We start from the raw sequence: 12,740 nt of genomic DNA, 5'->3' as shown, positions 1-12,740 counted from the left end.
TATGTTTTTTAATACTTAATAAAATTCGAGTATTATAATTTAGAGGTTATAAATTGTAGAATATCCTCCAAAATTACCTGTTGCTCTGGTTCATTATGTAGTTCGTGGTATAGTCCTTTATAGCTTTTAAATTGAATCAGTGCATTTGTAGATGCAAATTCTTTAGATCCCTGACAACTTGTAAGACGATCTTCTGTCCCGTGTATAACCATTGTTGGAATCTTTAATTTATCCCCGTTATTTTTTACCCATTTTCCAGCTTCAAAACAAGATAAAAAGAAAGCAGGAGTAATTTTTCCATGAACCAATTCATCATTGCGATACGCATCGACCACATTTTTATCCCTGCTAATTGCGGTAACATCTAAATTAGTAGTATCGCTAAATGCCGGATAAATTTTATTCATAAATTTGGCTAAACCCACTTTAAATTTTGGAGGTTCAAAAGGTAGCGTGAACCATGGTGCTGATAAAATAGCTGCGTTTATTTTTGAAGACTTTCTAAGCAAATAATTAGCCACAACATTTCCGCCCATACTGTGCCCGTACAAAAACATGGGTATGTTTTGATTTTCTTTATTAGCAATAGAAATTATTTTTTCTACACTATTTAATAGAAAATCATAAGTTGGAGTATGCCCTCGTTTACCTTCTGATTTACCATGACCGATATGATCAAAAGAATATACGCTAATACCATGAGCATTAAGAAAACTAACTACATGGGTATATCTAGAACTGTGCTCTCCCATCCCATGAACCAAACACACTATCGCAATTGGATTTTCGATTTGCCAAGATTGAGCGTATATTCTTTTATTTCCTTGTTGCCAATTAAATTCTTTATGCACCGTAGATTGTTTTATATTTTATGCAATATAACAAATATAAGCCTGAGCGTTTTCTCAAAAATTCTGACAAAAAACAGTTATTACCGAATGTTTCACAAAAGAACTAGGCTAAGAATTTTTTCCAATATACTGCATTGGTGTCATCGAGGTAATTTTCTTAAAAGCTCTATAGAAACTTGTCTTACTGCTAAATCCACACTCCTCGCCTATTGCCTGCACAGAAATTTTCTGTAATGCTCCAGATTGTAGCATCTCTTTAGCTTTCTCTATTCGATGACGATTAAGAATTTCATAAAAATTTGAATTCATTTTTTCACTCAATACCTGAGAAATATGATGTGATGGTACATTAATGGTACTGGATAAATCTGCAATTTTGAGATTAGGATCCAAATATCTCTTTTCCTCATAAAAAAACACTTGTATTTGTTGCTGAATCTCTTGGGAACGGACTTCAGATAATGGCGAGGTTTTATATTTTCTTCCCTCTAGTACTGGTAATATTTGTTTAATATCCACAATCCAGTATCCTAATAATAATATCGTTATCGACATGAGTCCGGATAATATAATTTCGGTTGTGATTGCAGAGGCTCCTGTAAGTAAAAAACCGGTCTGTAGCATAAGTTCGGTAACCGCTAAGAATATCAAAAGAATCCCAAATCGTTTTAGGAGAACGCTATTTTTTTGATCTTTTTTATGAATAAAAAACAATGCAATTGTAGCATAAACAAATAATAGGATCAGGTGCAAACTAGCCTGTAACCAATCCGAAAAAGCTACAGATCCATTGGGTAAAATATCATAGTAATACTGTATTATAGCTTGTTTTTCTTCTATACTTCCTATATATCTGGGAATAAAAAGTACCAACATCGATATAAAGGGAAGTATATGTATTAAATCAATCGTCTTTAACCTAAAAGATGAATCCCCATAACTCTTTATAAATAAATAAAAACAAGGACCAACCAAGTATAACAAAGGATAACCAATACCAAGCAAATGTGGCCATTGCTTGATAAGTTGTGTTGTAAATAAAAGGTAGGTAAACAGATGCTGAATTAAACCAAAAATTGCTAAAGCTAAAAAGAATCTTGATTGCCTTAACGAAACACTTTTAAGAACTACCAAAATAATGAAGCATCCCACCAAGATAACTCCACCAAGTAAAAAGGTGATCACAAATGCAAAAGACTCAATACTATTCATAAGATAAAAATAGTACTACTTAATTAAATGAGAAAATGCATCTGTGGTGAATGTACTATAAATAAGTTTCAATTAATTGAGAGCACCCTATTTACTGCAAAATCAAGCAGTTTGTTAGGTACTTTTATAGTACAAAAATGAACAGTTATGATACGTAAAATTTTAAAAGTAATAGCCATCTTTTTGGTGCTAGACATTGTAGTTTTATTGGTGTACGGGTTTGTGCAGTATCCTAAAGCCAAAGGTGAACAACATTTTATTGCAGAACGAATTATTAATGCCCCTAAAGAAAATGTCTGGGAGGTGATTTCTGATGTAGGAAATTATCATAAAGTAACTGCCCCAAATATACATCATGTAGAAATTGTGGAAGGGCAAGGTTTAGGAATGAAGCGTGTTTGTAGTGCTCCTGATGGCAGTAGTTGGGAAGAAACCTGTACGGTATGGAATCCTGGTAAGGAGTTTCGATTTGTAGTAAACACACAAAAAGAAGACTATCCCTTTCCTCTTAAATCATTATCTGGTTTATGGAAAGTAGAACAAGTAAGTCCATTACAAACAAGATTAAAGATGGATTTTGCATATGAATTTAAAAGTCCTTTTTTAAGTGGATATTTCCTTTCTATGGGGATGAAACAAGCTAAAGAAGATACCGATTTTCTATTAGACAATTGGCAACAACAAGCAGAAGGTAAAAAATAATTAAAACTAACATGATGAAAACATATATCACATTTTTATTATTCGTATCAATTACAACCAGTACACTCGCTCAACAAAAAGCACCGGATTGGTTTGTTAAGAATATGGAAGAGTCTATTGGAAATTGGATTACAGATAATTCAACATATAAAAACGAAAAAGAGCCTTTTGATCAATACGGAATGGATTGGCAATGGGGAATAGGAAAACAAAGTATTACCGGAAAATTATATGGGTTGATTAATGGCAAAAAACAAGGAATTTTCTGGGAGTTTCGGCAATATTGGGATTTTGGTAAAAATCAAGGAATTGTTGTACAATATGCAGGTGATGGCACCATTGGGATAGGGCCTATGACAATGAACAAAGACAATCAATCAGAACTCATTCAGGAATTTGTTGACCCAAGTGGCAATAATAAAGTGCATGGACATCGCTCTACTCTTAAAGATGGGGAACTTATAACGACTTCATTTGATATTTCGAAAGATGGTACCTGGAAAAAAAGAAGATCATATACCTGGCATATTAAAAATATGAAGCCAAAACTTTAACAAAACCCAAGGCAAAATTAATGTGGTGATTTTGGTTTGAAAAAATTATCTTTAGAGAAAGTATTCTTATTATAAAACGACTCTAAAATAAACTATCCAAAATGAGCTTATCTAAAGTTACTTTCACCAATACAGAAGGTCAAACACTATCTGGGCGTTTAGAGCTTCCCGCAGATCAACATCCACATAATTTTGTATTATTTGCGCATTGCTTTACCTGTAACAAAAACCTGGGAGCAGTGCGTAATATAAGTAGAGGACTTACCTCTCATGGTTTTGGGGTATTGCGATTTGATTTTACCGGGCTTGGCGAGAGTGAAGGAGATTTTGCAGATACCAATTTTTCTGGTAATGTAGGAGACTTGGTCGCTGCCGCAGACTTTTTAGCAAAAGAATATAAAGCCCCAACCCTGCTCGTTGGTCATTCGTTAGGTGGAGCAGCATCTATATTTGCAGCCGCAGAAATCGACTCGATAAAAGCAGTCGCCACTGTTGGTGCACCATCTAATCCCAAACATGTAAAGCATTTATTAAAAAGTGGATTACAAGAAATCGAAGACAAGGGTATGGCTGTAGTTAACTTAAGCGGAAGAGACTTTACTATAAAAAAACAGTTTATTGATGATTTAGAGACCAAATCCTTACCCGAAATAGCAAAAAACTTAGGAAAAGCACTTTTAGTAATGCACTCTCCTCAAGACACAACAGTAGGAATCCAAAATGCAGAAGAGATCTATCACGCTGCTAAACATCCTAAAAGTTTTGTTACTCTTGATGGTGCGGACCACCTATTAATGAGAAAAGAAGATTCTATCTATGTAGGTAAAGTGATTGCTGGTTGGTCATCCAGGTATGTTGATATTCCTGAAACTCCTCAATTAAAGAGTCATCATCATGTTGTTGCCAGTCTAGGTAATGATGAAGGATACACCACACAAATGAAAGTAGGGAATCATTATATGGTTGCCGATGAACCAGAAAGCGTTGGCGGTAGTGATTTTGGACCTACTCCCTATGAATTAGTTTCGGCGGGTCTATCTGCTTGTACGGCTATGACCATCAAAATGTATGTAGCCAGAAAAGATTGGGAACTGCAGCATATAGAAGTACATACCAGTTATGATAAAAAGCATATGGTTGATTGTGAGAATTGCGAAGATCCAACAGCAAAGATTGATACTTTTGAAAGAGAAATTAAACTTGAAGGTAACCTTGATGAAAAACAGATTGCAAGAATCCTCCAGATAGCCGATAAATGTCCTGTGCACAAAACATTGCATAGCGAGACACAAGTGATTACCAAATTAGTGGATTAGTTTTAAATTACTATATAGTCATAAATAGGTAGCAACAGTAATGGTTGTAGTGCATTAGGAATGAAATAAGAACAAATGCAATTTGAATTAAACAAATCAATAGAAATTTTAGAAAAAACCCCTTTAATTTTGAAATCCTATTTATTAGGATTGTCTAATGAATGGTTAAGGAATAATGAAGGATTGAATACTTGGAGTCCATACGAAATCGTAGGGCATTTAATTTTTGGAGAAAAAACAGATTGGATGATACGAATCAGAACAATTTTGAGCGTCTCTGAAAACAAATTGTTTGAACCCTTTGACAGATTTGCTCAATTACAAGAAGATCAAAACAAACCGATTTCTGAATTACTTGAAAATTTTACCGAATTAAGATTAAAAAACCTTGAAGAATTAAAGTCGTTAAAAATTACAGAAGACGATTTGAAATTAACTGGAACACACCCCGAATTTGGAAAAGTTACACTAAAACAACTTATATCTACATGGACAGTTCATGATTTAGGACATATTGGACAAATTTCAAGGGTAATGGCTAAACAATATAAAGATGAAGTTGGACCCTGGATAAATTATTTGAGGGTTTTAAAGAAATAAAAAAACAGGACTACAACACATATAAAAACACATTTTACATATAGCATTCAAGCCATTAAGAAATAACCAAAACATGTCAATATATCAGAAAATAGCAAAAATAGGTTCAAAATATATCGGAAGGCATAATCTCTTTAAGTATGGCTTCAATTTTTCTCCAATGTACAGAAGAAGCACAGGAAGGATTAAAAAAGTTTCAAAAGACTTGCTGGTTGTTAAAATGAAAATCCCTATTAGTTATAAAAATAGAAATTATGTAAACTCAATTTTTGGAGGAAGTATGTTTTCTGCTGTAGATCCAGTACCCATGGTTCAGTTAATTAATATTCTAGGAGAAGAATATGTCGTATGGGATAAATCTGCAGAAATCAATTTCAAACGTCCGGCAAAAGAAAATCTGTATGCTGACTTCATTTATACCTTAGAAGAATTGTCAATGATAAAAGACAAGGTCAAGCTAGAAAAAGAAATTGAAATAATAAAAACCACTATTCTTACCAATAAAAATGGCTCAAAAATCTACTGCGAGATAAATAAAACATTATATATCGCCGATAAATTATATTACAAAGAGAAAAGAAAAAAATCAAAAACCGCCAATTCTAATTAAGAATTAGCGGTCTAAAAAATGTACATTTAGTTTTATGTACTTACTTCTTTACCAACCTTTCCGTTTTGATAATAGTATTATTCTCATCACTTATCGAAAGTAAATAAACACCAGCCTGAGTAACTTTAGGATGTATTATTTGTGATTTTGAAGAAATGCTTTCTTTATATACTTCCATACCTGTTAGTGTATAAATTGTAACGGTATATGATCTATTAACCTTTAATAAAGGGGTCGAAATAGTGATGTCATTAGTAAAAGGGTTAGGAAGCACACTAAAAAACTGTTTTTGCCCTACTATCGCTTTGGAAGATCTTACGTTTCCGGTTGTATATTCTATAATTAATCTTGCTGCCTTGTTCGCGCCTCCTTCATAAGAGTCGGCTACTCTTTTTGCAGAAGTACTCGTTAAACTATTTCCTTTTCCTTTAATAATAAAACTTACATCATTACCCGAAGCCCAACCGCTTTTATTAACCAAGCTTTGCACCATATTCTTTAAATTAGGAGAACGTTGCGAATTTCCGCTTTGGTTACTTGTCCACGAAGAAGGTTGCCACGTAATTTTATTAGAAAAAGTGGTTCTGCCAGATACATTATTTGACGAAGAAAATGCTGGGGAATCACTACTATTATGTAACGAAACCTCTAACTCTGCTCCTGCACTATTGCTTTCGTCTGCGGTAAACTGCAAATATGCACTATTAATTGTAGCATTTTTTGGTAATTGTACAGATCTAAATCTCAAACCTATTTTTTGATACCCATTGCTATTATAGCTATCATAGACCATTTCAAGATCACTACTATTAGCATAGATTGCTCCATTCTGACTTTCTTCTACATCATCACTCCCACTGGTAATTGCAACTTCTAAAGTTCTGGTTTCCCCTCCCCCTGTTACTTCACTAAAGGTAGCGGTAACATTTTTATTAGAATTCATGATTATGTTGGCAGGATTAGCAGTACCAGAAAGTCCTCCGGTCCATCCATCAAACTGCCATCCTGATATTGGAGTGGCTGTAACTGTTGCGGTAGTCCCTTCTGTATATGTACCAGCACCATTTATCGACCCTTGCCCAACAATATTCGTGGTTAATGTATAGGTTGTAGATGATGTGTTTCTTAAGTAGTTTGCATATACTGAGTATAGATAATTACTTTGGGACCCACTACCATAGGTTGATGGCATATTATTACCACTTGTTGACCAACTAGACCCTGTTGCCTGGTATCGTCCTGGACTTCCAGAAATATATGCAATCCCAGGATTATTAGAAAATATCCAAGCTAACCATATCGTATCTCCATTATTTACAGGAACAGGGTTTTGTAGTGATAAGGTTTGCCACCCTCTTGTTGATCTAACAGAAGTAACTGATGTGGTACCTAATCTATTCCCTGGTGTTCCATTATTATTGGCATATACTCCTAGTTGAACATCTCCCGTACCACCTTGAATATGAAAAGAGATACTTTGCAGTATTCCGTTTTCTGTCATTGTATATGGCATTGCTCGACGTGTAGCATGAGCAGAATTACTACCGCCAACTGTGGTAATACCAACAGTATATAATGTTGTTGAGCCATCTAATGTAGTAACATTCTCTGCATTACCGAATCCAGAAATATTACCCGCAGCATCTTTAGCTTTAATCTTAAATGAATATGATGTATTAGAAGACAGTCCACTCACATCGTAGCCTGTAGTTCCAGTACTTCCAATTTTTGTGTTGTTTTGATAAATATCATATCCAGAAACTGCAATATTATCGGTTGCAGCATTCCAGTTTAAAGAAACTGAGCTTGCTGTTACATTAAATGACGTAAGATTAGTTGGTGCAGATGGTGCTTCGGTATCAACTACATTTGTATTATTAATGGTTACAACACTACCATTTGAAGGATTCCAAATATCTAGATTGTTAGGTATTGTAAAAACATTATTATTAGAGACCGATCCCACTTGTGATTCGTTATCTACTCTAACGGTTCTTATTTCTATTTTACTTTCATCAACAAAAATCCATTTAAATTGATTGAACTTTGCCGAGTTACGAGTCCAGTTTTTATTATCATTATTAGAACGTAACGGGGCACCCCAACATCCTTCTCCTGCGTATACTGTTCCATTTTGATCATCTCTAATAAAACCTTCATCGCTTCCTGACCCTGTAGATGGGCGCACTGGCCAAGTTGTTTTTACGGTATGGGCATCACACTCGATGACCAATTTCACTCCTTTATTGTAAAACAATTGTGACCAATTATTATACTGATTATTCCCTTCTGATTTTGAAGAAACATGAGGACGCATAGGTTTATGGTACTGTGCCATTTTCCATATGGTATTGCCATTAGAGTTTAAATCATTTTGCAGCCAGGTTGTTTGATTTCCCGAGATAGATATTTCGGTATTCAAAGTATAGGCTCTTACCAAATTATTGCCAAATGTAATTGCATAGTATACACTTGATGAAGGCACATCAAAAAGGTTATAGATACTATTATTGCTATCTTCATGATTACCTCGCGCAGCAACAATAGGAAACATTCTATTATCATTAGCTATAGTTAATTGCCAATCATTAAACCAATCGATCCATTCACTATTACTATCACCGTTGGTCATATCACCGCCAAATAGCACAGCATGAGGTTTAAGTTTTGCCACTAATCGATTTGCTCTTTGTCTGGGAGTTCGGTTGTTTCGAGAATCTCCTCCGGCAATAAATGACAATCTACCATTATTTGCTGGGGCTGTTTTAAACCAGAAACGTTCACTTGTGCCTTGACTATCTTTTATTACAAAATAATAAGCCGTATTAGGGATTAGACCAGTAAGACGAGTAAAATTATTGTTCATTCCTTTATAAGAAACGGTTCTGGAAGGGGCTTTAGCATTTGGATAACTATTGTAGTTTGTTCCAAAATCGGTAGTACCATAATGCACTACGGGATTACTTCCTGAAGTTTGATCCCATCCTATTACAATTGAGGTTGCGGGGTTGCCTCTCAGGGTTAAACGATATTTACCATTCGATGAGTACGAATTAATTGCTAATAATGAAATTAACAATAAAAGTAGTCTTTTCATGTTGTAAATTTTAAGTGGTTAGTGTTTTGTTAAACGTATTTATATAATCTATAGTTTGTTCTTTTTTTAACATTTATTCTACCAGAAGCATTGAATCTTAACAGTATTAAGATTTGATTAACAAGAAGTTTTAAACGGCAATCTCCATTTACAATTCGATAAATTTAATTCAATCAGGTCTTTAAAATTCTATAAGTGAAGAATCTTAATTCAGAATTAAATTGGTTAACAATATCTTTCATAAAACATAACCAAAAGTTGAAATACTATTAACCTCTACTACTTTAGTTTCGCAAGATGTAAGATTCTAAATTCTTCAGTTATTTGAATAAAAAAGACCGTCCTAGGACGGTCTTTTATTAATCTAAAATTCTAAACAAATCAATTATTCGATAATTATTCGATGTACAGATTTTGTTTGTTGGTTTTGGATATTGATTATATATAAACCAGCGCCCATACCACTAACATCTATTGTACCGTTACTATTAAGCTTTCCTTTTTTAACTACTTGTCCCATAACATTTAATATAGAAATTGTAGCATTCTGTGAGTCTTTTTTAGGCATATACACCTTAAGTAAACCACCTTTTTTAAGAGGATTAGGAGCTATTTTTACAGAAGAGAATGCATCTTCCTCTCCATCGGTTCCTACAAGCGCAGTAATATCTCCAAAACTTGATTCTACTACAGAACTACCACAAGTACCTTCATAAATCTTGACATTAGAGAATACAGAAGTATTTCCTGATCCCGCATCGTTATCATTGATAAATACTAATCGGTCCATACTTCCTGTATAGAAATCACCTACTGGTATAACATACGTTGTAGTACCACCGGCATAATTATCAAAGTTTGTCACTCCATAATTTTGAGTACCATGAACTTTGAAATATCTAGCTGGTGTTAATGAAGCATCATTTTCGAAACCAACTGCGTGAATTTCTCCTTGTGCTGTACTACTAAAATCAAACTCTATTACTGTACTAGATGTTACCGTATAGCTAAGAGCAATTTCTTTCCATGTATTACCACTCATTGATAATCCAGCTCCTGCATTTACAATTGTTGCAGTACCACCTCTATCTTGATTAGAGAAAGGATTAATTTGGAAATCATTAAAACTTAAAGCATTACAGTCTGGATCAGGTCCTGGTCCACCAGTACCATTCTGGATAGATACAGCATCTATAGCTATATCACTTTGCCATCCACTACCACCAGTACCAGTAAGCACATTAAATCGTAGTTGTACACTTGCGTTTCCTGCATATGCTGCAAGATCTACATCTGCTGCATTCCAGTTATTTCCTTGTGCACCATTTCTACTAAATATGCTTGTCCAATCTCCAGTATTATCGGTTCTAGCTTCAACATTTAAACTATTGATCGCACTACCAAACATATGGTATTGGAAAGTAAGTCTAGGTGTAGCTAAGCTAGTAAAGTTTAAACAAGGAGAGTTTAAGATCGCTCGTTTGTTAGGGAATCCTGTACCGTTTCCTGAAGCTTCTACATAAACATAGAAATTACCATCTGCACCACTACTAGGTCCAGTTTGGTTAGAAGGAGTACCGTTAGAATCTCTAGTCCAGTCGATATCATCTCCAGAAGTAGCATTTGACCACTCACCAAGATTAGTTTCAAAACTTTCACTGAAAGGGAATGAAGCTACATCTCCAGAACATTCTCCTGTTCCTGGCCCAGGTCCTCCACCATCACATGGATTTACAAAAGATACGGTTTGATCTGTCTGACCATTAGAACCTCCATTGTTGTTTTCGTTTGCATCTTGTCCTACTCCTCTTTCAGCAAATGCTTTCCAGATTAAACATCTGTATGCTCCATTGTATAAATCCTGATCTGCTTGTAAAATACCATCACGACCAGAAACAAACCCTGGATTATTGGCTGTATTTTTTAATCCTTCAGTTACAAGAGCCAAGGCGATATTGTTACCACCTGTACCATTATAAAAATCTGGATCAAAACCTTCTTGATCTACTAATAACCAAGTCATATCCCATAATATAGTAGCAAAAGCATATCCAACACCGTGCGGTCTTGCTAATCCACCTATATCTGCATAATCTGTATTATTTATAGATCTATCTGTAGAATATCTAGTTGGTCGAATTCCTCCTCCACTAGTTGGTTGGTTTAATGCATAGGTACCAATTCCTCTACCATCAGTACCTCTATCACCTGCTCTCATGGTTAGCATTAATCCAAACCAGTCAGACCATCCTTCACCCATTTGCTCAGAACCTCCTAATTGATTAGAAGCTGGACCACCTACTAATCGAATAGAAATACCATGACCATATTCATGAATAATGATACCATTATCTAAATCTCCATCTCTATCTGGATTAGGTGCGCTCCAAGTAAACATTTGCATTCTTGGGTTTCCACCGTCTCCTGGAGTAGCGAAATTAGCATTATTACTACCACTACCATCTTGAGCATCTGCATTTACAGAATCGCTTCCTGCTCCTCCATTACCATAATTATTTTCCTGAAAGTTACCACTGGCTTCATTAAATCCATACTGGTAGAATACATCATGTATAATATTATTCCAGTAGAAAAGGTTTGTAATCGCCGCACTTTGGTAATTACTTGGAGCCTGGTTAAGGTTTATTGGGAAATCAAAATCAAGGCTTGCCCCTCCATCTGGAGCAAAACCAGTTCCATTATTTCCATTTCTGTCTTCTTGAGCCCATACATTGTTACCTCTTGTGATAGTAAACTCTGCTCCGTTACTTCCATTAGTATCATGCCATCCAAAAGGAGATGCAGTACTATTAGCTGGATCTGTAACTATAGAACGGCCACCATGACTAGGACTTTCTAAAGGCATTGCATATACATTATACGAATCCGGTGCTAATGCCGCTGTTGTAGCTTCTGTTAAAGGCCCCATTTTAGGAGCATCAAAAAGTACAGATTCAGATTCGTGCTTATGAGAAGAATGATCTGGTGCATCAAAATTACATCTGATCACTAAATTTCTTTCCAAAAGAACTTTACCGCTAGAAACATCTACATATGTGCTCCACCAGTTTTCGCCACTTTTTTCGTACAGACTAACATTATATGCTAGTTTTAACTGATCATTATCTAACACATATACCTTCTGTACCTTTATCGGTTCTTCATCTATTGTTAAGTTAGAACCTAAGAATTCAGAAACTTCCAATCCGCTAGATTTTTTGTTTACGGTTTTAGATAATCTAGCTGGCGCAGCTAAATTATGTCTTCCCGTTAGAATACGTATAGCACGTTCTTCAGAAATCGAAAATTTGGCAGACACCACTTTATCTTTAACACCTTCTACAAATTGTGGAACAGCATACGTAATTTTGTTGTCCCGTATCGTAAACTTATACGTTCCATGTAAAATAGGGATTTTATTGTGAAGTTGTTGAACATAATAATGCCAAATTCCAGTTTTTAAAGAAGGAACCTTGTCTGTGATTATCCATTCTTTAAAATCAACGTTTTCTGAGGATGACTTTGCATTACTTACGACAGTAATAGCATCATTAAAATGTTCTTTAATCAATTCATTTGCACTTTGTTGTGCAAAAGTTGTTTGCGTTATTAAAAATAATAAAACGACAAACGAGTAGACTCTTTTCATAAAATTAAGTTTTGAGTTTGTGTCCTGCAAAATTAACAAATTTTAGATAATCTGCAGCTATAAGTCCTTAAGTCATATTAATTTATCATAAATTAACATTTATATTAAATTTTATTTAACACTTAAGTTAAAATGTATTTTTCCCCAAT

The 12,740-nt window shown here is 34.7% G+C and carries 9 protein-coding genes; 5 read left to right on the top strand and 4 right to left on the bottom strand.

Annotated features, from left to right (window positions below; all coding sequences use genetic code 11):
* Nucleotides 1-32 precede the first annotated feature (32 nt).
* Nucleotides 33-851, bottom strand: a complete 819-nt coding sequence (locus ABW637_RS12965) for an alpha/beta hydrolase (RefSeq protein ID WP_367585126.1) — start codon at nucleotides 849-851, stop codon at nucleotides 33-35.
* Nucleotides 852-959: 108 nt separating this feature from the next.
* Nucleotides 960-2,063 carry a helix-turn-helix transcriptional regulator gene (locus ABW637_RS12960; protein WP_367585125.1) on the bottom strand — a complete coding sequence of 368 codons (1,104 nt, stop codon included), beginning with the start codon at nucleotides 2,061-2,063 and terminating at the stop codon, nucleotides 960-962.
* Nucleotides 2,064-2,210: 147 nt separating this feature from the next.
* Here ABW637_RS12960 and ABW637_RS12955 point away from each other — a divergent pair, with 147 nt between their 5' ends.
* The 5 genes from ABW637_RS12955 to ABW637_RS12935 all read left to right on the top strand — a co-directional run bounded on the left by ABW637_RS12955 (nucleotide 2,211) and on the right by ABW637_RS12935 (nucleotide 5,845).
* Nucleotides 2,211-2,765, top strand: a complete 555-nt coding sequence (locus tag ABW637_RS12955) for an SRPBCC family protein (protein WP_367585124.1) — start codon at nucleotides 2,211-2,213, stop codon at nucleotides 2,763-2,765.
* Between the two features lie 14 nt (nucleotides 2,766-2,779).
* A complete protein-coding gene (locus tag ABW637_RS12950) occupies nucleotides 2,780-3,319 on the top strand; it encodes a hypothetical protein (RefSeq protein WP_367585123.1) in 540 nt (179 codons plus the stop codon).
* Between the two features lie 101 nt (nucleotides 3,320-3,420).
* Nucleotides 3,421-4,635: a bifunctional alpha/beta hydrolase/OsmC family protein gene (locus tag ABW637_RS12945; RefSeq protein ID WP_367585122.1), complete on the top strand. Its 1,215-nt coding sequence runs from the start codon at nucleotides 3,421-3,423 to the stop codon at nucleotides 4,633-4,635.
* Between the two features lie 75 nt (nucleotides 4,636-4,710).
* Nucleotides 4,711-5,235, top strand: coding sequence for a DinB family protein (locus tag ABW637_RS12940; RefSeq protein WP_367585121.1), 525 nt, complete (start codon nucleotides 4,711-4,713; stop codon nucleotides 5,233-5,235).
* 73 nt (nucleotides 5,236-5,308) lie between these two features.
* Entirely contained in the window at nucleotides 5,309-5,845 is a 537-nt protein-coding gene (locus ABW637_RS12935) for a DUF4442 domain-containing protein (RefSeq protein ID WP_367585120.1), read from the top strand.
* Nucleotides 5,846-5,885: 40 nt separating this feature from the next.
* Here ABW637_RS12935 and ABW637_RS12930 read toward each other — a convergent pair whose 3' ends face one another.
* Nucleotides 5,886-8,942 carry an InlB B-repeat-containing protein gene (locus ABW637_RS12930; protein WP_367585119.1) on the bottom strand — a complete coding sequence of 1,019 codons (3,057 nt, stop codon included), beginning with the start codon at nucleotides 8,940-8,942 and terminating at the stop codon, nucleotides 5,886-5,888.
* Between the two features lie 385 nt (nucleotides 8,943-9,327).
* Nucleotides 9,328-12,591 (bottom strand): M36 family metallopeptidase, encoded by a 3,264-nt coding sequence (locus tag ABW637_RS12925; RefSeq protein WP_367585118.1) that lies wholly within the window; start codon nucleotides 12,589-12,591, stop codon nucleotides 9,328-9,330.
* Nucleotides 12,592-12,740 lie beyond the last annotated feature (149 nt).

Source organism: Aquimarina penaris, from assembly GCF_040786285.1.
Lineage (GTDB): Bacteria > Bacteroidota > Bacteroidia > Flavobacteriales > Flavobacteriaceae > Aquimarina.
The sequence above is the reverse complement of the archived record's forward strand: the minus strand, read 5'-3'. Positions and strand labels throughout refer to the sequence as shown.